Origin of the sequence: Microbacterium sp. TPU 3598 (assembly GCF_002356155.1) — a bacterium.
GTDB lineage: Bacteria > Actinomycetota > Actinomycetes > Actinomycetales > Microbacteriaceae > Microbacterium > Microbacterium maritypicum_A.
On the sequence record NZ_AP017975.1, the window covers coordinates 1,006,738 to 1,028,382 of the forward strand.

26 protein-coding genes are annotated in these 21,645 nt (G+C 70.5%); 10 read left to right on the forward strand and 16 right to left on the reverse strand.

What is annotated here, in order from left to right; translation table 11 throughout:
• Positions 1-91: 91 nt before the first annotated feature.
• The 16 genes from MST3598_RS04725 to MST3598_RS04800 form a co-directional block, all read right to left on the reverse strand.
• A complete protein-coding gene (locus tag MST3598_RS04725) occupies positions 92-1,252 on the reverse strand; it encodes a flagellar hook protein FlgE (protein ID WP_029258627.1) in 1,161 nt (386 codons plus the stop codon).
• A gap of 26 nt (positions 1,253-1,278) precedes the next feature.
• Positions 1,279-1,722, reverse strand: coding sequence for a flagellar hook assembly protein FlgD (locus tag MST3598_RS04730; protein ID WP_021198940.1), 444 nt, complete (start codon positions 1,720-1,722; stop codon positions 1,279-1,281).
• A gap of 14 nt (positions 1,723-1,736) precedes the next feature.
• Positions 1,737-3,239: a flagellar hook-length control protein FliK gene (locus MST3598_RS04735; protein ID WP_029258626.1), complete on the reverse strand. Its 1,503-nt coding sequence runs from the start codon at positions 3,237-3,239 to the stop codon at positions 1,737-1,739.
• Positions 3,236-3,664, reverse strand: a complete 429-nt coding sequence (locus MST3598_RS04740; RefSeq protein WP_029258625.1) for a hypothetical protein — start codon at positions 3,662-3,664, stop codon at positions 3,236-3,238. The genes MST3598_RS04735 and MST3598_RS04740 overlap by 4 nt, the downstream gene beginning before the upstream one ends.
• Positions 3,661-4,956: a FliI/YscN family ATPase gene (locus MST3598_RS04745; RefSeq protein WP_029258624.1), complete on the reverse strand. Its 1,296-nt coding sequence runs from the start codon at positions 4,954-4,956 to the stop codon at positions 3,661-3,663. The genes MST3598_RS04740 and MST3598_RS04745 overlap by 4 nt, the downstream gene beginning before the upstream one ends.
• Positions 4,953-5,558 carry a FliH/SctL family protein gene (locus MST3598_RS04750; protein WP_081860084.1) on the reverse strand — a complete coding sequence of 202 codons (606 nt, stop codon included), beginning with the start codon at positions 5,556-5,558 and terminating at the stop codon, positions 4,953-4,955. The genes MST3598_RS04745 and MST3598_RS04750 overlap by 4 nt, the downstream gene beginning before the upstream one ends.
• On the reverse strand, positions 5,548-6,552 hold the full coding sequence (fliG, locus tag MST3598_RS04755; protein WP_029258622.1) for a flagellar motor switch protein FliG: 1,005 nt from the start codon (positions 6,550-6,552) through the stop codon (positions 5,548-5,550). The genes MST3598_RS04750 and fliG overlap by 11 nt, the downstream gene beginning before the upstream one ends.
• Positions 6,549-8,171: a flagellar basal-body MS-ring/collar protein FliF gene (gene fliF / locus MST3598_RS04760; protein ID WP_021198935.1), complete on the reverse strand. Its 1,623-nt coding sequence runs from the start codon at positions 8,169-8,171 to the stop codon at positions 6,549-6,551. Before fliF ends, fliG begins: the two co-directional genes overlap by 4 nt.
• Positions 8,171-8,476 (reverse strand): flagellar hook-basal body complex protein FliE, encoded by a 306-nt coding sequence (gene fliE / locus MST3598_RS04765; RefSeq protein ID WP_029258621.1) that lies wholly within the window; start codon positions 8,474-8,476, stop codon positions 8,171-8,173. Before fliE ends, fliF begins: the two co-directional genes overlap by 1 nt.
• Positions 8,476-8,868, reverse strand: coding sequence for a flagellar basal body rod protein FlgC (locus MST3598_RS04770; RefSeq protein ID WP_021198933.1), 393 nt, complete (start codon positions 8,866-8,868; stop codon positions 8,476-8,478). Before MST3598_RS04770 ends, fliE begins: the two co-directional genes overlap by 1 nt.
• On the reverse strand, positions 8,865-9,206 hold the full coding sequence (locus tag MST3598_RS04775) for a flagellar basal body rod protein FlgB (protein ID WP_021198932.1): 342 nt from the start codon (positions 9,204-9,206) through the stop codon (positions 8,865-8,867). Before MST3598_RS04775 ends, MST3598_RS04770 begins: the two co-directional genes overlap by 4 nt.
• A 112-nt stretch (positions 9,207-9,318) precedes the next feature.
• The gene (locus MST3598_RS04780; protein ID WP_029258620.1) at positions 9,319-9,615 is read right to left on the reverse strand and encodes a hypothetical protein; all 297 of its coding nucleotides are present in this window, start codon (positions 9,613-9,615) and stop codon (positions 9,319-9,321) included.
• Positions 9,612-9,998 carry a flagellar export chaperone FliS gene (fliS, locus tag MST3598_RS04785; protein WP_029258619.1) on the reverse strand — a complete coding sequence of 129 codons (387 nt, stop codon included), beginning with the start codon at positions 9,996-9,998 and terminating at the stop codon, positions 9,612-9,614. Before fliS ends, MST3598_RS04780 begins: the two co-directional genes overlap by 4 nt.
• Positions 9,999-10,000: 2 nt before the next feature.
• Positions 10,001-11,389, reverse strand: a complete 1,389-nt coding sequence (gene fliD, locus MST3598_RS04790; protein ID WP_029258618.1) for a flagellar filament capping protein FliD — start codon at positions 11,387-11,389, stop codon at positions 10,001-10,003.
• 69 nt (positions 11,390-11,458) lie between these two features.
• Positions 11,459-12,289: a flagellin N-terminal helical domain-containing protein gene (locus MST3598_RS04795; protein WP_021198928.1), complete on the reverse strand. Its 831-nt coding sequence runs from the start codon at positions 12,287-12,289 to the stop codon at positions 11,459-11,461.
• 108 nt (positions 12,290-12,397) lie between these two features.
• A complete protein-coding gene (locus MST3598_RS04800) occupies positions 12,398-13,198 on the reverse strand; it encodes a sigma-70 family RNA polymerase sigma factor (protein WP_029258617.1) in 801 nt (266 codons plus the stop codon).
• Positions 13,199-13,394: 196 nt separating this feature from the next.
• Between MST3598_RS04800 and MST3598_RS04805 the strand changes: the two genes are divergently transcribed.
• The 10 genes from MST3598_RS04805 (at position 13,395) to MST3598_RS18365 (ending at position 21,639) form a co-directional block, all read left to right on the forward strand.
• A complete protein-coding gene (locus MST3598_RS04805; RefSeq protein ID WP_021198926.1) occupies positions 13,395-13,877 on the forward strand; it encodes a flagellar protein FlgN in 483 nt (160 codons plus the stop codon).
• 13 nt (positions 13,878-13,890) lie between these two features.
• On the forward strand, positions 13,891-15,300 hold the full coding sequence (gene flgK / locus MST3598_RS04810; RefSeq protein ID WP_021198925.1) for a flagellar hook-associated protein FlgK: 1,410 nt from the start codon (positions 13,891-13,893) through the stop codon (positions 15,298-15,300).
• A 13-nt stretch (positions 15,301-15,313) separates the two neighbouring features.
• Entirely contained in the window at positions 15,314-16,195 is an 882-nt protein-coding gene (locus MST3598_RS04815) for a flagellin N-terminal helical domain-containing protein (RefSeq protein WP_029258616.1), read from the forward strand.
• Complete coding sequence (locus tag MST3598_RS04820) at positions 16,192-16,563, forward strand: flagellar assembly protein FliW (protein WP_029258615.1); 372 nt, start codon at positions 16,192-16,194, stop codon at positions 16,561-16,563. Before MST3598_RS04815 ends, MST3598_RS04820 begins: the two co-directional genes overlap by 4 nt.
• A gap of 59 nt (positions 16,564-16,622) precedes the next feature.
• Positions 16,623-17,246: a tRNA (adenosine(37)-N6)-threonylcarbamoyltransferase complex dimerization subunit type 1 TsaB gene (tsaB, locus tag MST3598_RS04825; RefSeq protein WP_029258614.1), complete on the forward strand. Its 624-nt coding sequence runs from the start codon at positions 16,623-16,625 to the stop codon at positions 17,244-17,246.
• Entirely contained in the window at positions 17,243-17,731 is a 489-nt protein-coding gene (gene rimI / locus MST3598_RS04830) for a ribosomal protein S18-alanine N-acetyltransferase (RefSeq protein ID WP_029258613.1), read from the forward strand. Before tsaB ends, rimI begins: the two co-directional genes overlap by 4 nt.
• A complete protein-coding gene (gene tsaD / locus MST3598_RS04835) occupies positions 17,728-18,795 on the forward strand; it encodes a tRNA (adenosine(37)-N6)-threonylcarbamoyltransferase complex transferase subunit TsaD (protein WP_029258612.1) in 1,068 nt (355 codons plus the stop codon). The genes rimI and tsaD overlap by 4 nt, the downstream gene beginning before the upstream one ends.
• A complete protein-coding gene (locus MST3598_RS04840; protein WP_029258611.1) occupies positions 18,792-19,277 on the forward strand; it encodes a hypothetical protein in 486 nt (161 codons plus the stop codon). Before tsaD ends, MST3598_RS04840 begins: the two co-directional genes overlap by 4 nt.
• 3 nt (positions 19,278-19,280) lie before the next feature.
• The gene (locus tag MST3598_RS04845; protein ID WP_029258610.1) at positions 19,281-20,423 is read left to right on the forward strand and encodes a hypothetical protein; all 1,143 of its coding nucleotides are present in this window, start codon (positions 19,281-19,283) and stop codon (positions 20,421-20,423) included.
• A gap of 292 nt (positions 20,424-20,715) precedes the next feature.
• Positions 20,716-21,639, forward strand: a complete 924-nt coding sequence (locus MST3598_RS18365; RefSeq protein ID WP_157749857.1) for a hypothetical protein — start codon at positions 20,716-20,718, stop codon at positions 21,637-21,639.
• Positions 21,640-21,645: the final 6 nt, after the last annotated feature.

Sequence of the window (21,645 nt, forward strand, 5' to 3'; positions counted from 1 at the left end):
TAAGCGCACACCTGCGGTCCAGGGGATGCGTCGTCGCTCTCACCCGCAGCGGGTGAGAGCGACGACGCAGACGTGATGTGCGAGGGCGGGGTCAGCGCTTGAGGTTCGTGAGCTCCTGCAGCACCTCGTCGCTGGTGGTGATGATGCGGGCGTTCGCCTGGAAGCCGCGCTGCGCGACGATCAGGTTGGTGAACTCCTGCGACAGGTCGACGTTCGACATCTCGAGCGCGCCGCTGATGATGCCGCCGAGCCCGTCGGTGCCGGCCTGACCGAGCGTCGGCTCTCCGGAGTTCCCGCTCGGGCGGTACTGGGAGGATCCGGCCTTCTCGAGTCCGCCCGGGTTGACGAATCCTGCCAGTGCGACGCGGGCGAGCACCTCGGTGTCGCCGTTGCTGAACGTGCCGACGAGGCTGCCGTCGTTCATCAGCGCGTACGAGCTCAGCGTGCCGGCCGGCTTGCCGTTCTGCTCCTTGATCGCGACATCGCTGACGTCTGCGAACCCGGTGACCGCCGAGAGGTCGACCGTGACACCGCCGGAGACGATGGAGGAGGCCGCCGGCTGCTTGCCGTCGGTGAACGTGAGGGCGGTGTTGGTGCCGCCGGGCTCGGTGACGTTCCAGCCCGTGGCGGTGCGGGTGAAGGTGAGACGGAGCGACGTGGCCGTGCCCTCGGCGTCGTAGGTCTTGATGTCGCGCACCAGCTGCTCGCCGACGGCGGCACCGGAGGGCAGGTTGCCGGTGACGCGGGCGGTGGTGGTGGCGGTGGCAGGGCTGAGCGCTCCGACCGGAAGGCGGATGTCGCCGATGCCCTGACCGGGCACGATCACTCCGTTCTGGGCCGTCCAACCCTGCACGAGAGCGCCGTCCGCCGAGACCAGCTTGCCGCTCGCGTCGAACGAGAAGCCGCCGTTGCGGGTGTACAGGGTCTCGCCACCCGAGCGCACGACGAAGAACCCGTCGCCGGCGATCATGAGGTTGGTCGGCACGCCGGTGGGCTGCGGAGCCCCGGAGGCGAAGTTCGTGCTGATGCCGGCGACCTGCACGCCGAGACCGACCTGGGCGGGGTTCTGCCCGCCGGCGGCCTGCTGCGGCATCATCGAGTTGCGCACGAGCTGCGAGAGCGAGTCCTGGAACTGCACGGCCGAGGCCTTGAACCCGGTCGTGTTGACGTTGGCGATGTTGTTGCCGGTGACGTCGAGCATGGTCTGGTGCGAACGCAGACCCGAGATTCCGGCGAACAGAGAGCGGAGCATGGTGATGCCTTTCTGGAAGGGACTGGTCAGGACTGCGAACGGGGAGCGAGGGCGACGCCGGAGACGGCGTCAAGCGGGATGGAGGCGTCGCCGATGGTGACGAGGGGCACGGCGCCGGCGTAGGACACCGAGGTGACGATGCCCTTCTGCGTGACACCCTTCTCATCGACGTACTGCGCTTCATGGCCGATCAGAGCGGCTGCGGTCTGGCGCATGCTGAGCGCGAAGCTCTCGGTCGAGGTCGCCGTGAGCGCGGTCAACTGCTCCATAGAGGCCAGCTGCGTGGTCTGCGAGATCATCTCGTTGGTGTTCATGGGCGAACTCGGATCCTGGTTCGTGAGCTGTGTGACCAGCAGCTTCAGGAACACCTCGGAGTCGAGAGTCTTCTTGCGCTCCGTCGGGGGCGTGGTGCTGCCCGTCTGCACGCCGGAGGGCGGGATGGTGCCGGAGATGGGGTCGACCGTGGTCATGGGTTCCTCTCGGATCAGGCGAAGACGTCGATGCCGCCGTGCGGCGCGATGAGGGACGGGGGAGAGGCGGGGTCTGCGGGTGACGACGGATCAGTCGGCAGAGCGCCGTCGGGCGTGGTGGGCAGGGCATTCGCGTCGCGACCCGTGCCGGTTCCCGGCTGGCCGCCGTGGGTCCCGGCGGCGCCGTTCCCGGAACCGCCGTTGCTCCCGGGACCGCCGTTGCTCCCGGAACCGGTGCCGTTGCCCGGGGCGGAATGCTGCGGGTTCGACGACGCCGGGCCATCGTCCGCGCTCGACAGCAGGAGCGAGGCGTGCGGTGCCGCAGCGGCCAGGTCGCGGCGCAGGTCGATGAGGATCGCACGGAGCGCCTCTCTGCCGAGGTCGTTCGGCGCGTGCAGCTCGATGTGGATGGCACCGCCGGAGATGTGCGCCCGCACGGTCACGGGACCGAGGTTCTCGGGGGACACCGTCAGGGTGAGGCTGTGGTCGCCGTCCGGAGCCTGGGCGAGCGACACCACGGGCGCGGCGATCTGCGGGAGCAGCGCGGGCCGGGCGGTGGGGACCGCGACCGGAGCCGCCACGGAGGTCACGGGCGCAGGGGCGGGCGTGGTGCCCACGGGAGGAAGGGCCGCGTCACCCGGCGTCGCTGTCGAGGAGGCGGTCGGCGAGGCTGTGGACGTCGCTGTCGGCGGGGCTGTCGGCGAGGGAGACGCCGTGGCGACGGGAGTCGAGGTCGCCGCAGCAGCGGATGTCGCGGCATCCAGGAAGCTGTCGCCGACGGTCGCGGACGTCTCCGACGTTCCTGTCCGGGTTGTCGGGATCGAAGCTCCGGGACCGCCGAGGACGGTCGGGGTCGGATTCCCACCGACGCTGATGCGGGGGACGGTCGGGAGAGCCGGGTTCGCCGACGGCGCTGCGTGGCCGGCCGTGCCGATCGCGGCCGTCACCGCAGGCGCGGCGCCTCCCGGAACAGGAGCGACCGTGGGGCCGGGGGTGGAACTCTGCGACGTCGCGAGCGCGGGGGTCTGCGTGTTCGCGGGGGCCGCTGCCGGAGCCGCCGACGGAGAAGCCGGAGCGCCGATCGACCCGGTGTGCGTGGCGAGGCCTGCGGCACCGGCCTCGTGCTCGAGTGTCCCCTCGGCGGTCGTCGTCGGATCCGCGCCGTCCGGCGTAGGCCCCGGCACGAGGGGTGCTCGGGCCGCAGAGCCGTCGATGCCGACCACGGCACCATCCGGAGACGCCGGGTGACTCGGCGTGGGCGCAGGGAGGACAGGCGGGGGAGACGGGATCGGCGCGTCCGACGCCGAACCGTCCGCCGATGATCCGCCGGCAGATGATCCGTCGGCAGACGACGCGGCGGATGATCCGGTGAGAGCATCGGTCGAGGCGCGCGAGGCATCCAGGATGACGTCGGCGAATGCCGCAGCTCCCGGCGTGACCTGCCGGGAGTGTGCGGGTGTACCCGATGCGCGATTCGTCCGCGCGCCGAGCAGATCCACGATGCCGAGAGACGTCATGCCTGGCCCTCCCTGTCCGTCTGGGCGCGCGCGCCGATCTCGTCGAGTTCGGCCTGCTCCGCGTGCAGCTCGGCGGCCCGCACCTGCAGTGCGTGCGCCTGGGCGAGCCTGTCGAGTCCGCGCATCGCTCGCCGCGCGTCCGCGTGCTCGGCTCGTGCCTGATCGACCGTCTGCTCCTGCATCTCCGAAAGCGTCGCGAGGTCGGCGAGCAGGGTCCGGCCGGCCACACGGGCGGCAGCGAGGGCGGCGAGGGAGCGCACGTCGACGGCCTCGCTCCCGACGCCCGACAGGTGCGCGCGCAGCGAGCGGTCGCGGGCCTCGGTGTGCTGGGCGTCGATCACGGCGCGCGAGAGCCGCTGAGCCGCCGCGCGCTCCTGGATCTCGCGTACGCGCAGCAGACCGGCCAGGGAGAAGGACCGCGTCATGAGACTCCTCCGAACGCCGTGACGAGTTCGTCCAGCCGCCGCCATGATTCGCCGATCTCGCTCGTCTCGTCGAGGGACTGGGTGAGGAAGGCGCTGATGGCCTTCTCGTGGGCGACCGCCGCGTCGATGCGGGCGTCCGCCCCGGCCTGGTACGCGCCGATGTCGATGAGATCGTTCGCGCGCCGCCGCGCCGCGAGCACGGCGCGCAGCGTGGCCGCATGCGCCCGGCGTTCGGGAGCGGTGACCTTGCCGGCCACCCGTGACACCGAGCCGAGCACGTCGATCGCGGGATGGTGACCGGAGAGAGCGAGGGCGCGATCGAGCACCACGTGACCGTCGAGGATCGACCGGACGGCGTCGGCGATGGGCTCGTTGTGGTCGTCGCCGTCGACGAGCACGGTGTAGATGCCGGTGATCGAGCCGCGGGTGTCGGTGCCCGCCCGCTCGAGCAGGCCGGCGAGGAGGGAGAACGTCGAAGGCGGATAGCCCCGGGTGGCGGGAGGCTCCCCGGCCGAGAGGCCGATCTCCCGCTGCGCCATCGCCACGCGGGTGAGCGAGTCCATCATCAGGATCGCGTGGGCGCCGTCGTCGCGGAACGCCTCGGCGATCCGCGTGGCGGTGTAGGCCGCACGGATGCGCGCCATGGCCGGCTGGTCCGAGGTCGAGACGACGACGACCGAGCGGGCGAGCCCGTCGGGTCCCAGATCGTCTTCGATGAACTCGCGCACCTCGCGACCGCGCTCGCCGACGAGGGCGATCACGGTGACTTCCGCCTCGGTGCCGCGCGCGATCATCGACAGCAGCGAGGACTTGCCCACACCGGAGCCGGCGAAGAGGCCGACACGCTGCCCGCGTCCGACGCTCACGAGCGTGTCGAGCGCGCGTACGCCGAGGGGAAGAGGCGAGTCGATCCGGTCGCGCCCCATGATCGAGGGCGGAGCATGGTCGAGGCTCACGGGGACGGCACCGGTCAGGGGCCCCTTCCCGTCGATCGGGCGCCCCAGCCCGTCGAGGACCCGTCCGAGCAGCGCGGTACCGGTCGGTACACGCAGCGCCCCTCCGCGTGCGCGCGCCGGAGCGCCGACCGTGAGGCCGGCGACGGGGGCGAGCGGCATGCATCGCAGTCCGCCCTCGCCGATAGCGACGACCTCGGCATCGATGCCGTCGAGGGCCACGACGTCGCCGACCGCTCCCTCGAGTCCGCGCACCTGCACACTCAGCCCGCGCACCTGGGAGACCTCGCCGACCCGCTCCGGTCGCACCGCTTCGCGCACCGCGTCCCAGGCGTTCATGCACCGGCCTCGGCGAGGGCGAGGCGGGCGCGCTCGAGCGCACGGGCGACGCGGGCGTCGATGTGCCCGTGGGGCAGGGTCGCGATGGCGTCACCCCGGGCGAGCGTGTCGTCGGCGATGAGCGCGATGCCGGCCGGTTCGGCTGCCGATCCTCGAAGCGTCCGGAGGTCGTCCGGGTGCAGGCGCACCTCGCGGATCTCCGACGGGTCGACACCGCTGACGGCTCGTCGCGCGGCGGCTGCGGCGGAGGCGCCGGCATCGGAGAGCTCCCCGGCGACGATCAGCTCCGCGAGCTCGATCGCGCACCGCAGCACGTGGTCCTGCGCGGCCGTGGTCAGCTCGCGTTCGCGCTCGTTCAGCGACCGAGCGGCGGCGTGGAGCACGGCGACCGCGCGCGCGACCTCTCCGGCTTCGACCGCCTCACGGGCGGCCCATGCCTCCTCCGCCACGCGCTGTGCCGCCTCCGCCTCGGCGCGGCCGGCGCGAAAGCCTTCCGCGTGTCCGTCGGCATAGCCGCGCGTCTTCGCCCTGGCATGCTCCTCTCCGCTCCCGCGTCCGTCGAGACGCGGGAACAGCACCGGCGAGAAGGCGTCAGTAGACATACTCGTCCTCGTCCGCGCGCTGCACGGTGATGTCGCCGGCCGCCTCGAGCGCGCGGATCGTGCGCACGATCTCGGCTCTGGCCTCCTCCACCTGGGACACGCGCACCGGGCCGAGGGTGCGGGCTTCCTCGTCGAGGTTCTCCCTGTTCCGTTCGGAGACGTTGCGCCGGATGAGGTCGGCGATGGGCTGGTGCGCACCCTTCAGCGCGAGGGCGAGCGAGCGGATGTCCATGCCCCGCAGCACGCGCTGCGTGTCGCGGTCGTCGAGCTTGACGATGTCGGCGAAGGTGAACATGCGCGAGCGGATGTCCTCCGCGAGGGCACTGTCCCTGTCCTCGATGCTCGCCAGGAGGGCCTTCTCGACCGTCGCCCCGGAGCGGGCGATGATCTCGACGAGCGGTTCCACACCGCCGAGCACTTCGGGGGTGTCGCGTGCGGCGAACGTCCCGGTCCGCGCCTTGAGCGCATCCGCCACGATCGCGATGGCCTCCTGCGATGCGGTCCCCATCGTCGCGATCGCATGCGCGACATCGGTGCGGGTGGGGTCGGGAAGGGCGGCCAGCACCGCGGCGGCGCGGTCGGTCGGCAGGTGGGCGAGCACCAGGGCGACGGTCTGCGGGAGCTCGCCGTCCAGAAGGGTCGCCAGCTGCGCGGGGTCGGCGGATCCGAGGAACTCGAAGGACGACGTCATCGAGGAGGAACCGACTCTGCCGAGCACGGCGGCGGCACGTTCGGCGCCGAACGTCGCCTCCAGCAGTCCTGCGGCGATGTCGCGGCCGCCACGGGCGGGCGGCAGGTGGCCCGAGGCGATCCGGTGGAACTGTCCGAGAGCCTGCGCGGTGGTCGCCGCATCGAGGTTCTGCAGGTCGATGATCTCGGCGGCGACGGCCTCCGCCTCGGATTCGGAGAGGTGCTTCATCACCTCGATCGCCTGCGCGCGATCGAGGTTCATCAGCACGACCGCCGCCGTCTGCCTGTCGGTCAGTCCGGTCATACCTGCTGCCTGTCGTCGATGAGGGTCCGCAGCAGGTCGGCCGTGCGCTTCGGGTCCTGCCGGGTGAGGGAGTCGATCTCGGCGCGGCGGCGCTCGAGGCTGACCTGCGCGGGTTCCGGGTCGGGCTCCGGCTCCGGGTCGGGAGTCGTCTCGAGGAAGGCGAGCGGAGTGGTCGGCGCCTGGTCGATCGCCGCGGTGGCACCGGCATCGAGGACGGTGAGCGCGGGCGGGCGCTCGCCGAAGAGCTGGTCGAACTCGGTGTCGGCGCTGCTGCGTCGGCGTGCACGGATGATGAGGGCGGCGAGGCCGGCGAGCAGGGGGATGGCGATGGCGGCGGCGATGATGATCGTGTTCAGCAGCGCGGCCTGACGTGCGGCCCCCTCGGCGTCCTTCGCGGCCTGGAGCGCGGCCTGCGCCGCTTCGGAGCTGGTCTGGTTGAACGAGACGAGCTCGACCGCGATCGAGTCTCCGCGTTCGGTGTCGATACCGGCGGCGCTCTCGACGAGGTCGCTCAGCTGAGCGGTGCTCAGGTCACCGCCCGCACCCGCGTCGACCGCGACCGAGACCGACTGGCGCAGCAGCGATCCGGCGGGAGTGGACGTGCTCTGCGTGCTCTTGTTGACGGCGTTGGTCTTCGAGGTCTCGGTGGACTCGGAGGTTCCGTCGCCGTCGGCGGACGGGACGGCGATGTTGTCGGGGCCGAGCACGCCGGCGTTCGAGCTCGAGCCGTTCTGCCGGTCGGTCCTGGTCTGCTCCGTGAGCGGGGGAGCGCCCTCGGCCGGGGTGTAGGTCTCTTCGACGCGCTCGTTGACCGAGTGATCGATCTCGGCGACGACGGTCACCTTGGCGTTGCCGGGCCCGACGACGGTGTCGAGCATCTGCTGCACGTTCGCGGTGACCCGCGCCTCGTAGTCGCTGGCCTGCTGGTCGATGCCGCCGGTGGTTCCGACGCCCGCGGCGGAGAGGGTCTGCCCGCTCTGGTCCACGACGGCGACGTTCTCGGGCTTCATGCCGCTGACCGCGGCAGAGGTCAGGTGCACGATCGCCTCGACCTGCTTCGGCGACAGCGTCGAGCTGCCGGAGGTCTCCACGAAGACGGAGGCGGTGGGATCGACGGTCTCCGAGACGAAGACGCTCTCCTCGGGGATCGCGAGCTGCACCGATGCGGCGGTCACACCCTTGATCGAGGAGATCGTCGCGGCGAGCTCGCCCTCGATGGCCCGCTTGAAGGTCACCGACTGCTGGAACTCGCTCGTCGTGACGCCCATCTTGTCCAGCAGCGAGTATCCGCCGGAGCTGGTGCCGGGGAGCCCCGCCGACGCGGCGGCGAGCCGCTGGTCGTAGACGTCCTTCTCGGGGACGAGGACGGTCGCTCCTCCGTCGGCGAGTTCGTACGGCACCGATGACGACCGCAGCTGTTCGACCACGGCGTTCGCGTCGGAGGCGCTCATGCCGGAGAACAGCGGCGTGTACGTCGGGCGGCTGAGCCAGCTGGAGAGCGCGACGATGCCGAGGGCGAGCACGGCGACGCCGATGATGGCGATCGTGCGCTGGGCGAGCGAGAAGCCCGCGATCACGCGTCCGATGCGCTGGAACACGTTCGTGACGGCCTGGGGCATCAGGCTTGCATCCGCATGATCTCGTTGAACGCGTCGACACCCTTGTTGCGCACGGCGGCGACGAGTTCGAGGGTCACGGATGCGCGCGAGGACGCGATCATCGCGGAGTGGATGTCGTCGAGGTCGCCGGTGACGGCCGCGACTTTGAGCTTGTCGGACTCGGACTGCAGCGAACGCAGCTCGTCGATGGCCCCGGTCACGCTGCTCGCGAAGGCGGTGTCGTCGGCGGCCTTGGTCGTCGCGGGGGCGGGCGGGGCGAGCGTGAAACCGGAGGAGATGGCTTCGATGCCGGGGAGTGAGGCCATCAGCTGCGTCCGATCTGGAGGGCGGATTCGTAGGAGTTGCGTGCGCGGTCGACGATGGCCGCACTCGCCTGGTAGCCGCGCTGGGCGAGGATGAGCTGGCTCATCTGGTCACCCAGGTCGATGTCGGGGTAGCGCACGTAGCCGTCCGCGTCCGCGAGAGGATGGTCGGGCTGATGGACGAGGCGTCCCTGCGCGCTGCCCTGCGCGGTTCCGGCCACGTACACGCCCGGGGACTGATCGCTCGTCTGGGCGAGGATGTACCTGGCGCGGAAGGCCGCCCCGTTGCTGGGGGCGGCGGTGTTGATGTTGGCGATGTTGTCGCTGATGGCGTCGAGCCACTTGCGGTGCACGGTCAGGCCGGTGCCGGCGATGCCGATGGCGTCGAAGGTCATGAGGTCCTCATCGCGGTGCGCATCGACGTGAACGATCCGTTCACGGCCTGCGTCGCGAACTGATAGCGCAGCATCGTGTCGATGCTGGACAGGGTTTCGGTGTCGAGGTTGACGTTGTTGCCGTTCAGGCGCGTGGGCTCGAGCGAGGTGCCGACCGTCGCGCCGACCCGTCCGTCGCCGGCATCGATCGAGCGGGCGAGCGCCTCTTCGAACTGCACGCGCTTGGCGTGATAGTTCGGGGTGTTGATGTTGGCGATGTTGTCGGAGATCGCGCGCTGGCGCTGCGCGAGGCCGTCGAGCGCACTCGTCAGTGCGTTGATGGTCACAGAATCGAACACGAACCGGCTCCCCGTGTGTGGCTGGTATGGCCGATCCATGGCCGAGTCTTGCGAGCCATCCGTGCTCGCCCTGCTCTATCGGCAGGGTCGTCCGCGATGTTAGGAAGCGGTTTCACCCGTCGACGTCGAGGTAGGCGGGCTCTTCGGGACGGCGCGTGCTCGGGATGCGGCTCACGGCGCCGAGATGCCGACGCATGCCGTCGAGGTCGGAACGGGCACGGTCCATCGCTGAGCGCTGGAGGTCGATCACCCGCCGGGCGTGGTCGGCGAGAGAAGGGGGAAGCGGCGTGCGTGGCGGCGTCCATGGGGCGAGGGTGGCCTCGGCGGCGGCACCGGGGGCGGCGTCGAGGATCTGCTCGGCCTCCTGCTCGAGTCGGTCGAGCAGCGAGGTCCACTCTTCCACGCTCACGCCCGCGCCTCGGCCACCGTGCGCGCGGCCTCGTGCCAGGCGTCGCGCAGGGGGGAGATGATCTCGTGGCAGGCGTGCGTGCGCTCGGGATCGCGACCGATGTTGGCCCCGATGAGCGTCTGCGACAGGAACACGTACAGCGAGCGCAGACCCGCACTGCCGTTCCAGTCGTCGGTGAGCGACGAGGACAGTTCCGAGACGATCGCCTGCGCGTGCTGCAGCTGGGCGTTCGCCTCCTCCCAGTCCTCGGCGCGCTGGGCGACCTCTCCGCGTTCGATGTCGAGCAGGAGACGGTCGTAGAGCATCGTGACGAGACGCTCGGGCGGTGCCGACAGCACGGCGTCGTCACGGTAGCGCTGCTGGGCGCGCAGGGCGGCGTTCATGCTCACTTCCCGGAGTTCGAGCTCGAGCCCGGCAGGGCGGCGATCTGGGACGACAGGTACGAGGACTGCGACTGCAGTTGCGACAGCATGACCTCGAGGCGGGCGTAGGTGCGCTCGAGAGTGGACTTGCGCTGCGCGAGGCGGACGTCCCAGCGTTCCATCTGCTCGCCGAGACCCTTCACCTCGCTCTCCTGGCCGGTGATGCGCGTGGTGAGCAGGCCGTCGTACTTGTCGGAGTAGACCTTCGAGGTGTCCTGCACCCGCGAGGCGATGTCGGAGAACAGCCCGGCGACCGCGTCGGGGTCCTTCGCGAGTGCCTCGGCGAACTTCTTCTCGTCGAAGCTGAGCACGCCGTACATGTCGGTCGAGATGCCGATAGACGACGGGGAGACGCCGTTCACGGGGTGCTGCACCGCGTCGGCGAGGGCCGTGCGGAGTCCTCGGACCGCGCTGTCGCCGGTGAAGACGCCCAGTGTGGTCTTGTCGCCCTGCTTGGCGGCGACGGTCGCCTTCGAGCCGTTGTCGATGCGGGTCAGGATGTCCTTGACGGCGGCGATGAAGTCGGCGGACGCCTTGGTGCGTGCCGCGGTGTCGACGGCGACGCCGATGGTGACGGGGGCGGTGGAGACGGCCGAGACGGTCACGTCGACGCCGTCGAACAGGTCGGTGAACGTGTTGCTCGACGACGTCAGCACCTGCTCGGCGCTGGTGCCCGCCCACAGCCGCACCTGCGCATCGGCGCCGACGTCGATGACGGCTGCTCCTGCTTCGGTGGAGATGTCGGAGGCGGTGCCCGCAGCGACCGCCGCGGTGTCTCCGCGGTATGCGCGGAACTGCCCGGCTTCCCCGGAATCGGCGGCGCGCAGCTGGAGACGGTGCATCACGTTGCCGTCGGCGTCGCGCCCGGCGGGGACGGCCGCGGCGACGATGCCGAAGCCCGCTTCGTTCACGGCCCGCGCGACATCCTGCATGGACGAGGAGTCGGCCGTGACCTGCACGCGCTCGCCCTTCGCGTTCTCGAGGGTGATCACGGGCGGGTCGACGGGCCAGCCGTTGGAGGCGGCCGAGACGATGGTGTGGTTCTTGGCGACCTTGTCGACGACGATGTCGGCCGCGAGCGGCGCCGCGCCCTCGCGGGTGGCGACGGTGACCGTGGGAGAGGACGACGTGGTGGTGAAGCGGGCCAGCCCGTCGCGCGTCGCGGCCTTCTCCGCCGCCGTGGCGAGGTTCTGCACGGCGGTGTTCAGTGTCCGCAGCTGGGTGACGATGCCGTTCTTGTCATCCATCTTCGCCTTGAGCAGCGAACGGGGGATGGCCGCGACATCCATCAGCGCCTTGATGACCTCGGTGGTCTTCAGGCCGGAGACGAGGCCGTCGAGCGAGAGGGACATGGTCGCCTTTCCAGGTCGGGAGCGGACAGGGTCCGGGCGCCGGTGGGCGCCCGGACCCTATGGCATGGTTCAGCGCAGGAGCTGGAGCACGCCCTGGTTGGCCTGGTTGGCCTGGGCCAGCATCGCCGTACCTGCCTGGGACAGGATGTTCTTCGACGTGAACTTGACCATCTCGGACGCCATGTCGGTGTCGCGGATACGGCTCTCGGCGGCGGCGAGGTTCTCCGCCGACACGTTGAGGCTGTTGATGGTCGACTCGAAGCGGTTCTGCAGCGCACCGTAGCCGGCACGTGCGGTCGAGACCGCCTGGATCTGCGTGTCGATGCCCGCCAGTGCGGTACCGTACGTCGCCGCGTCCGTCATGGTCGCCGCGAGCGTCTTGATGTCGGCACCGAGGGTGGCGAAGTCGGTCAGGGCGACCGAGATCTGGTCCTCGGCGGCGACGGAGCCCGCACCGACCTGGAACGTCAGCGTGTCGCCACCCGAGAGCAGCTTGATGCCGTTGAAGTTCGTGCTGCCGGCGATCCGGGTGAGCTCATCACCGAGGGTGTTGATCTCCTTCTGGATCGCGTCGCGCGACTTCGCGTTGTTCGAGTCGTTCGCACCCTGAGCGGTCAGGTCGCGAACGCGCTGCAGGATCGAGTGGACCTCGGTCAGGGCGCCTTCCGCGGTCTGGATGACCGAGATGCCGTCCTGGGCGTTGCGTGCCGCGACGTTCAGACCGTTGACCTGCGAACGCAGGCCCTCGGAGATCGCGAGGCCTGCAGCGTCGTCGGCCGCGCGGTTGATGCGGAAGCCGCTGGACAGCTTCTCGAGCGACTTCGACAGGTCGTTCTGGGTGTTGGACAGGTTGCGGTAGGCGTTGAGGGCCGACACGTTCGTGCTGATCTGCATACCCATAAGGGTTCTCCTCCGTGAATGGTGTTGTGCGGGAGACCATCCGTGGTCTCCCGGTCACACCTATCGGCGGAGGGGACGCGGGCGTTAGCCGTGCGTGCGGGAATCGGCTCAGGCGGGTGCCGGATCGCGGAAGACCCCGGCGATCCGGGAACCCGCGACGTCGGCGATCCGTGTGAAGTAGGCATCGCGGGCGCCGGCGGAGACCCGCGTCGTGGTGGTCGGTGCGGTCCCCTCGGCGAAGAACCGATCCAGGGCGTCGCGCAACAACCGGATCGCCTCCGACCGCTGCTGCGACACGGCCGAGTGCGTCACGCCCAGCTCTTCGGCGATCTCCTTGACCGGACGCTCGTCGAAGTAGACGGCCTGCACGATCCGGCGCATCCGTTCGGGAAGGGCGGCGACGGCCTGTTCGAGCACCTCGCGCCGTTCCCCGATCAGAGCGGATTCCTCGGGGAGGGGGATGTCGGCGGCGACGTCCCGGGCCGAGGGGTCGTCGATGGTGGTGAGCGTCCTGGCGGCATCGCCGAGCGCTTCGATGACGACCTCTTTCGGAACGCCCATCGCCGTGGCGACCTCGGTCGCCGTGGCGGTCCGGCCGAGACCGGCGGTCAGGGTCTCGCGGACGGCGACGGTCTCCTTGATGCGTTTGCGGATGCCCCGGGAGGCCCAGTCCATCGAGCGCATCTCGTCGGCGAAGGCGCCGAGGATGCGACGACGGGCATAGGCGCCGAAAGGCACCCCGAGCTCGGGGTCGAAGGCCTCGGCCGCGGTCACGAGCGCGAGCGCTCCGACGGCGGCGAGCTCGTCGCGGGGGATGTGGGTGGCACGGGCATGGGTCTCGGCGGCGAGGTATCCGACCAGAGGGAGGTTGCTCTCGATGAGCAGATTGCGCTCAGCGCGCGACGACATGGGGGATGATCCACCTCTCTGGATGCACTCCGGAAGTTCCGAGGAGATGAACAGATGCACATATCACACTTCTCGTGATCTGTACATGGGGAGAACTGTCCATCGCCGTTCCACATAGTAACGTTAGGCGAGCGCTGGCCGATAGTGACCTTTGGCCGCGTTGTCAGGCGGGGCGATCACTGGGGAAAAGGGGATCATGGGAGCCAACGAACTATCGATACAGCTGTGGCGCGAGCGTGAACTGCTCGAGATGCTGCTCTTCAAACTCGACGAGCAGCAGTTGCTGCTCGCCGCCGGAAGATCCCAATGGATCCAGTTTGCCGCGCGCGAGATCGATCAGGTACTCGACAGGCTGCGTGGCGCGGGGCTCGCCCGCACCGTCGAGGTCGCGACCGTCGCCGAGGAGTGGGGAGCTCCCGACGCGACGACCATCCGCGAACTGATCGCGCACGCCCCCGAAGGCGCATGGCAGGAGGTGTTCGCCGACCACCTGCGCGCGCTCACGAAGCTCGCCGCCGAGGTCGAGCAGATGCGCGACGCCAATGCCGAGCAGCTCAGCGGCGTGCTCCGCGCGACGCAGGAGACCATCGCCGCACTCGGACACGACACCGGCGAGTACACGACCAAGGGTGACCGCGCACGCGACGACGCTGCGCGCATCATCGACACCGAGATGTGACCGAGAGGGGATCATGTCGACCTTCAGTGGACTGAACACGGCGGCCAGCGGATTGGCCGCCGCCCGGCGCGGCATGGACGTGGTCGGGCAGAACATCGCCAACCAGAAGACCGAGGGATACACGCGCCAGCGCGTGACGACCTCCGCGGTCGCCGCGATCGCGCAGACCGGCCGTTTCAGCGTCGGTGCCCTCCCGGGGCACGGCGTGTCCATCGACGGGGTGGCGCGACTGGGTGACGCTCTTCTCGACGCCAGGGTGCGTGACGCCCTCGGTGCCTCGGGGTACTGGTCCACCCGGGCCGTGGCCGCGACCACGATCGAGGCATCGCTGGCCGAGCCGACCGCGAACGGACTCGCGGCGCGGCTGTCGAAGTTCTGGTCCGGCTGGCAGGATCTCGCGAACACCCCGGATTCGGGTGCGGCGGCATCGAGCATCCTCGAATCGGCGAAGGAGCTCGCCTCGCACATCGCCGGCGGGTATCGCAACGTCGCCACGCAATGGAGCAACGCCCGCGACTCCGCCGATCGCACGGTCTCGCAGGTGAATGCGACCGCCGACCAGATCGCGGTGCTCAACGACGAGATCCGCGACGCGCTCGCCTCCGGTCGCTCGGCGAACGAGCTGATGGATCAGCGCAGCGTCCTCGCGCAGAACGTGGCGAGGATGTCCGGGGCAGCGGCCACGATCGAGGCCGACGGCACGATGACGGTCCGCCTCGGGGGCAACGCACTGGTCTCGGGTTCCGACGCCCGCCATCTCGTGTTGACGGGCCCGGCCTCGATCGACTCCGGTCAGCGCTTCAGCCTTTCCTGGGCGTCCGCGCCCGATCTCCCCGTGTCGATCGACGGCGGCGAGCTCGGCGCCTCGCTCTCGGTTCTGGCACCCGCGGCCGACGGCGGCATGCTCGCCGGACTCGCGGCGACCTACGACACTGTGGCGACGGCCCTCGCCGACGCGATGAACGCGCAGCACCGGGCGGGCGTCACCTCCACGGGCCAGGCCGGCGGCGACTTCTTCACCCTCCCCGCCACCGGATCCGCAGCGCTCGGCCTGAAGGTCGCGGTCGGATCCGCCTCCGAACTGGCGCTCGCCGCCCCGGGGTCGGGGGCGTTGGACGCGACGAACGCCGACCTGATCTCCCAGATCGGCCGGCGCGCCGGCTCTCCCGATGCGATCTGGTCCGATCAGGTCACCCGGTTCGGCGTCGCGACGGCCGCCGACGTGCAGCGCGCCAAGCTCTCCGATTCCGCTGCGGTCGCCGCGGTCGGCGCACAGCAGTCGGTCGCGGCTGTCGACGGCGACGAGGAGACGATCAGCCTGCTCACCTACCAGACCGCCTACCAGGCCGCAGCCCGCGTGATGACCGCGGTGGATGAGGCGCTCGACGTGCTCATCAACCGCACGGGTCTCGTCGGACGCTGAGCAAAGGAGCACCGTGATCTCTCGAGTGACGTCATCCGCGATGACGCAGACGGCCATGCGCCAGCTGCAGTCCAACCTCTCCGAGCTGGCGCGTCTGCAGGAGCAGGCGACGTCCCAGCGCGCGTTCGCCGCCCCATCCGACGATCCGGCAGCCGCGGCAGCCGCACTCGCACTGCATGCCGAGCAGCGGCGCACCGAGCAGTATGCCCGCAACATCGACGACGGCCTGGCATGGGTCACCGCCGCCGACACGGCCATCACCGCGAGCACGGCCCTGCTGGGGCGCGTCCGCGACCTCACCGCCCAGGGAGCGAACGACGGTGCGCTCGACGCCACCGCCAAGGAGGCCCTCGCCGTCGAGCTCGAGGGCATCCGCAAAGAGCTCCTCTCCCAGGCCAACACCCGGCTGCTCGGACGCTCCGTGTTCGCCGGTACCTCCGACACCGCGGCCTTCGCTGCCGATTACAGTCACAGCGGGGTGCCCGGAGCCGAGGTCACCCGACGGGTGTCGGACGCGGCATCCGTCCGCGTCGACACCGACGGCGCCGCCGTGTACGGCACCGGAGACGACTCGGTCTTCGCCCTCGTCGACAAGATCGTCGCCGACCTCCGATCCGGCACGAACGTCGGTCCCCGTCTCGGCGAGATCGACGGTCGCCGTACGGCCATGCTCGCGGTGCAGGGCTCCGTGGGCACCAGACAGGCTCAGATCGAACGCGCCAAGGAGGCGGCAGTGCAGAATTCCGTGTCCCTCGAGTCCCGCAGGACGGCGGTGGAGGACGTCGATTCGATCGAGGTGCTCGTGCGCCTGCAGGCACAGGAGCTCGTGTACCGCTCGGCGCTCGCCGTGAATGCGCGCGTCCTCCAGCCCTCGCTCATGGACTTCCTCCGATGACCGCCGCACTGACCTTCCTCGCCCCGCCGCCGGGACTCGCCCCCCACGTCGAATTCGCGCTCGCACCCGTCGACGGATCCGACGGGCTCTTCTCGATGCGCGCCGTCGACGACTCCGCCTTGCGCCTCTACCTCGTCGATCCCCGGAGCGTTCTGAGCGAGTACGCGCCGATCCTGACCGACGAGCAGGCGGAGGGGCTTGCGCTGGGATCGCCGGATGACGCGCTGATCCTCGTGGTCGCCCATCCGTCCGCTGAGGGGGTGAGCGTGAATCTCCTCGCCCCGGTGATCGTCAACCGGACGACGGGAGCCGCATCGCAGGTGATCCTCGAGGATCAGGACTACCCGCTGCGCGCCCCGCTCGGCTGACCCCGGACCTGGGCTCGCGTCGGCCGCTCTCCTCAGGGGACGGCGGCTAATCTGGAGTCGTGATCCTTGCCGTCGATACTTCCCTGGGCACGGCTGTCGCCCTCATCGATGCCGACGGGACGCGACGCGCCGAAGCCGGTGCCGTCGACCCGCTCGGCCATGCCGAGGTCATCGGCGACCTCCTCGTCCGTGCTCTCCACGAGGCGGGCGATGCCCAGATCACCCACGTGGTCGCGGGCATGGGACCCGGTCCCTTCACCGGGCTGCGCATCGGCATCGCCGCAGCGCGCACCTTCGCCCTCGGGCGCGGACTGCCGGTGATCCCCGTCCCCAGCCATCTCGCGGCAGCACTCACCGCTCTCGAGACCGACGCCGTGACCGCGCCGTTCGCGATCGTGACGGACGCCCGCCGCCGCGAGGTCGCGATCACCGTGTTCCACGGCCTCGACGACGACGGCATCCCGGTGACCGTCTCCGACACCGTGCTCGTGCGGGCCACAGAGGCCGACGCGTACCTCGACGGCATCCGACGTATCGATGTGGCGACGCTCTCCGGGACGGATCTGGCGCGGGTCGGCGCACGCGCGCTCGCGGCCGGTCGCACCCTCGCCGGCGACGAGCCCCTCTACATGCGTCACCCCGACGTCACGCTCCCCGGCGCCCCGAAGAAGGTGGGCACATGACGCTTCGCCACGCCACCGTCGAAGACCTCGACGCGATCATGGCGATCGAGAACCGGTCGTTCCCGTCGGACGCCTGGAGCTCGGAGACCATGGCCGCCGAGCTGGCGAGCCCGCACGGACGGTACCTGGTCGACGAGCATGAGGGGGCGGTGGTCGGGTACGGCGGGGTGCGCGCCCTGCAGGGAAGCGCCGACGCCGACGTCCAGACCATCGCGTTGCTCGCCGAGTACCGCGGCCAGGGGCGGGGCAGGACGCTGCTGCGGGCGCTGCTCGCGGCGGCCTCGGAGCGTGGTGCGCGCGAGATCTTCCTCGAGGTGAGGGCCGACAACCCCTCTGCCGAGGGGCTCTACCGGGCCGAGGGTTTCGAAGAGATCGCCCGCCGCCCGCATTACTATCAGCCCGACGACGTCGATGCGATCGTGATGCGTCGAGAACTGCCAGGTCACCCGGTGCCGGGCACCACGGCCGAGGAGGCGAAGTCATGAGCGAACCGCTGGTCCTCGGCATCGAGACGAGCTGCGACGAGACGGGCATCGGCATCGTGCGCGGACGTACCCTGCTCTCGAACACCATCGCCTCGAGCATGGACGAGCACGCGCGATACGGCGGCGTCGTGCCCGAGGTCGCCGCCCGAGCGCACCTCGAGGCGCTGCAGCCGGCGATCGATGCGGCACTCGCCGAGGCCGATGTGCGCCTGGACGACCTCGACGCGGTCGCCGTCACGAGCGGCCCTGGGCTCGCCGGGGCCCTGATGGTCGGCGTCGGCGCGGCGAAGGGCCTGGCGGTCTCGCTCGACAAGCCCCTGTACGCGGTGAACCATCTGGTCGGGCACATCGCCGCCGACATCCTCACCGCCGACTCCGCTCCGCTCGAATATCCGACCGTCGCGCTGCTCGTGTCCGGTGGACACACCTCGCTGCTGCATGTGCGCGACCTCACCACCGACGTCGAGCTGCTGGGGGAGACGATGGACGACGCGGCGGGAGAGGCCTTCGACAAGGTCGCCCGCCTGCTCTCGCTGCCGTATCCCGGCGGACCGGAGATCGACCGCGCAGCGGCCGACGGCGACCCGAACGCGATCCGGTTCCCCCGCGGGCTGTCCCGTGCCTCCGACCTGGCGAAGCACCGCTACGACTTCTCGTTCTCGGGGCTGAAGACCGCGGTGGCCCGTTGGGTCGAGCGCTGTGAAGCCGAGGGGGTCGACGTCCCGGTCGCCGATGTCGCTGCGAGCTTCCGGGAAGCGGTGGTGGACGTTCTGGTCACGAAGGCGCTGGCCGCCTGCGCCGACCTCGGTGTGCCGCGGCTGCTGCTCGGAGGCGGCGTGATCGCCAACCGGCGTCTGCGTGAGGTCGCTCTGGAACGGGCCGGAGCCGCGGGGGTCACGGTGCGCATTCCGCCACTGTCCTTGTGCACCGACAATGGCGCGATGATCGCGGCGCTCGCCGCCGAGCTGATCTCGTCCGGCCGCCGTCCGTCCACCCTGGACTTCGGTGCGGACTCGACGCTTCCCGTGACCGAGATCCAGATCGCGGAGGCGGTGTCGGCATGAGCGACGTTTCCGGCTCTCCCGAGGCGACACCCTCGACGACGCCGGCGGCGCGCATCGAACGTCCCAGCGGCGAGGTCGAGCATCCGGCCGGGAACGCTCGTCTGCCCGGCGCCCGCCGTGACGGCTACACCAAGATGCCGACCGGGCCTGTCGGCATCGAACCGGTCGTCGCGACCGGTCCGGACATCGATGCGCCCGATGACACGGAGTGGGAGCCGTCGACGGGATCCGTGCCGATCGACGACACCCGTCTCGCTCCCTGGGCGCTGTTGGCCGCGATCGTGGCTCTCGGGGCATCGTTCTTCGTCGGCTGGGGTATCCCCGTCGCGGTGGTCTCGGTGATCGCGGCGATCATGTCGCTGCGTCGCCCTGTCGAGAGCCGGGCGATCGCGCGGTGGGCGCTCGTGCTCGGTCTCTGCGCGACGGTCTACAGCCTGGGCTGGCTGGTCTGGGCCGGCATGCAGTTCGAGAGACTCGGCTGACCGGTGCTGGACGCGGCGGAGCTCGAGGAACTGCGCTCCCTGCAGGCGCGGGCTTATGCCCGGGACTCCTCGCTCACGGGCGCCGACGCGGCCAGACTGCGCGAGCTGGAGGAGCGCCGGGTCGCGCGTCCGATCGCGCCGCGCGGCGAGGCGTCACCCGTCGATGCCGTGACCTCCTCCGCGTCGGAGGCGGCTGGACGATCCCCGGTCGATCTCCCGGACACCGGAACCGAGCGCCAGGGCACACATGCCGCCGAGGTATCGGATGCGGAGACGTCGCTTGCGGCGGGGACGGCTGCCGACGACGCAGCCTCGCACGACATCGCCCCGCGCGTCCTCCCACTGCTGCGCGTGCACTGGCGGGCGGCCGCGATCGCCGTCGCGGTGCTGCTGGTCGTCGGTGTGGGATGCGGCTGGATGCTCTTCGGCAGATCCGGCACCGCTTCGGTCGCCCTGACCGCGCAGCAGCAGGAATGGCAGAGCGCCCTGATCGCGGGTGGGCGCTACGATCAGGGATCCCTGCGCGCCCTCGCGGTGGAACAGGGCGCGGTCATCTGGGCGGCGACCAAGGACGACGGAGAGAGCACGTGCCTGCTCGTGGCGACATCCCCGTCGGCCCTGCCCACCTGCGAGCGTACCGAGTCGGTCGAGAGGACGGGGCTCTTCGGCGCGGTCACGCTGGAGTCGAAGGACGAGATCAGACGCGAGCTCAATGTGCAGCTGATGTTCGCCCCCTCCGGGGAGCCCGCCGTCGCCGTCCACACGTCGGAGTACGGTCCCGGCACCACCAACGGGGTCATCTACGAGAACGCCGAGGAGGCGGAGAAGGCGAAGCGGATCGCCGGGCAGGGGTTCGAGATCAACTCGCTCTGGGTCATCGGCTACGACGGAGAGGTGCCGGTGTGGACGGGGATGGAGCTCGAGGGCTTCCAGACCTGCCTGATCTACGACGGCTCGGACGACCGCTTCCCGCGCGTCTGCGCGGATGCACTCACGATGCAGGAGCAGGGTGCCACGCTGGTGCTGAACGTGCTCGACGATGCGAGCGACGAGCTCGTGCGCCTCGAGCTTCCGACCGCGAGCAACGGGAACTCCTCTCTGACGATCAGGCGTGAGGGGGGTGCTGGCCGTGCAGGGGGAGGCTGACGCCGACGAGCTCCGCGCGCTCCGGCGCAGGGCCTACGCCCGCGACGGTGTGGTGACGGATGACGAGCTCCGGCGGTTGCGTGAGCTCGAGGATGCTCGACGATCCGCGATGTCGACGAGCACGCCGACTCCTGCGGAGCCACTCACGGTGAGCATCGGCCCGGAGCGTCCTCTGTCTGAGTCTGAGCCGGTGGATGCGCCTGAGCCTGAGCCTGAGCCTGAGCCTGAGCCTGAGCCTGAGCCGGTGCCGGTGCCGGTGCCTGAGCTTGAGCCTGCGCCTGAGTCTGAGCCGGTGGATGCGCCACGGTCATGGGGCGCGGTTCGCCGTGCCCTTCGGCGCTATCGGTGGGGCGTGTCGGCGCTCGCCGTCCTGCTTCTGGCGCTCGGTACCGCCATCGGTGGGGCCGTTTTCGCGCCACGAGACGGGAGCATCCCGCTCACGGCAGCGCAGCAGGAACGCCGCGAGGTGCTCGCCGCGGCCGACTTCGACCCCGGCTCGATCCGCGCCGTCGCTCGGGACGAAGAGGCCCTGGCGTGGTACGCGACCAAGGACGACGGCAGCATCGTGTGCGTGATCCTCGATGCGGGCGAACAGTCGCAGTCGAACTGTCTGCCGGTCGCCGACACCGGACGCGGCCTGAGCGTGTCGTTTCCCGTGCCGCTCGCCGCGCCGGACGACGACCCGGACGGCGACCCGCGTGGCGTAGGGGGTGTGAACGCCACGATGCTCGTCTCGACGACGGGGGAGCCGATGGTCGTGCTCCAGCACTGGTCGATGCCCTCCACGGCGCCCTCGCAGTTCGCGGGCGACGAGCGCACGCGGGCAGAGGAACTGGTGGATGCGGGGTTCGCGTTCACGATCGAGATCGTGGGTTACTTCCGCACGGCCCCGGTGTGGGTCGGCGACCGTCTCTCTCACGAGGGCGAGATCGAGAAGTGCCTCGTCGTCGACGCCGTCGATCTGACGGCGTGCGCATCTCTCGACGCGGCAGCGGAATCCGGGATCGAAGCGCGGATCGATGACGTCGACGGGGCTTCCGGCGGGGTCGTCGGCTCCTCGGTGCTCGAGGCGCGGTTCACGAGGTGGCAGACGCCCTATCTGACCATCACCGACGCGCCGGTGACCGGCGCGGAGCCGGGGGATACCGTCCGGGTCGACGCGCCTCCCGGCGACCCCATCGTGGTCGAGCCGCCGGGTCGCGACGCGGAGCGTTGAGCGGGG

Excerpts from the sequence above, each read along its gene's own strand:
- MST3598_RS04795 (WP_021198928.1), bottom strand. The coding sequence starts at position 12,289 with ATGGGTATGCAGATCAGCACGAACGTGTCGGCCCTCAACGCCTACCGC.
- MST3598_RS04840 (WP_029258611.1), top strand. The coding sequence starts at position 18,792 with ATGAGCGACGTTTCCGGCTCTCCCGAGGCGACACCCTCGACGACGCCG.
- MST3598_RS04740 (WP_029258625.1), bottom strand. The coding sequence starts at position 3,664 with ATGACGCGGTCCTTCTCCCTGGCCGGTCTGCTGCGCGTACGCGAGATC.
- MST3598_RS04805 (WP_021198926.1), top strand. The coding sequence starts at position 13,395 with ATGGGAGCCAACGAACTATCGATACAGCTGTGGCGCGAGCGTGAACTG.
- MST3598_RS04800 (WP_029258617.1), bottom strand. The coding sequence starts at position 13,198 with ATGTCGTCGCGCGCTGAGCGCAATCTGCTCATCGAGAGCAACCTCCCT.
- MST3598_RS04730 (WP_021198940.1), bottom strand. The coding sequence starts at position 1,722 with ATGACCACGGTCGACCCCATCTCCGGCACCATCCCGCCCTCCGGCGTG.
- fliS (WP_029258619.1), bottom strand. The coding sequence starts at position 9,998 with ATGAACGCCGCCCTGCGCGCCCAGCAGCGCTACCGTGACGACGCCGTG.
- rimI (WP_029258613.1), top strand. The coding sequence starts at position 17,243 with ATGACGCTTCGCCACGCCACCGTCGAAGACCTCGACGCGATCATGGCG.
- fliF (WP_021198935.1), bottom strand. The coding sequence starts at position 8,171 with ATGCCCCAGGCCGTCACGAACGTGTTCCAGCGCATCGGACGCGTGATC.
- MST3598_RS04820 (WP_029258615.1), top strand. The coding sequence starts at position 16,192 with ATGACCGCCGCACTGACCTTCCTCGCCCCGCCGCCGGGACTCGCCCCC.
- tsaD (WP_029258612.1), top strand. The coding sequence starts at position 17,728 with ATGAGCGAACCGCTGGTCCTCGGCATCGAGACGAGCTGCGACGAGACG.
- fliG (WP_029258622.1), bottom strand. The coding sequence starts at position 6,552 with ATGACCGGACTGACCGACAGGCAGACGGCGGCGGTCGTGCTGATGAAC.
- MST3598_RS04770 (WP_021198933.1), bottom strand. The coding sequence starts at position 8,868 with ATGACCTTCGACGCCATCGGCATCGCCGGCACCGGCCTGACCGTGCAC.
- MST3598_RS04745 (WP_029258624.1), bottom strand. The coding sequence starts at position 4,956 with ATGAACGCCTGGGACGCGGTGCGCGAAGCGGTGCGACCGGAGCGGGTC.
- MST3598_RS04725 (WP_029258627.1), bottom strand. The coding sequence starts at position 1,252 with ATGCTCCGCTCTCTGTTCGCCGGAATCTCGGGTCTGCGTTCGCACCAG.
- MST3598_RS04735 (WP_029258626.1), bottom strand. The coding sequence starts at position 3,239 with ATGACGTCTCTCGGCATCGTGGATCTGCTCGGCGCGCGGACGAATCGC.
- fliE (WP_029258621.1), bottom strand. The coding sequence starts at position 8,476 with ATGGCCTCACTCCCCGGCATCGAAGCCATCTCCTCCGGTTTCACGCTC.
- fliD (WP_029258618.1), bottom strand. The coding sequence starts at position 11,389 with ATGTCCCTCTCGCTCGACGGCCTCGTCTCCGGCCTGAAGACCACCGAG.
- flgK (WP_021198925.1), top strand. The coding sequence starts at position 13,891 with ATGTCGACCTTCAGTGGACTGAACACGGCGGCCAGCGGATTGGCCGCC.
- MST3598_RS04750 (WP_081860084.1), bottom strand. The coding sequence starts at position 5,558 with ATGTCTACTGACGCCTTCTCGCCGGTGCTGTTCCCGCGTCTCGACGGA.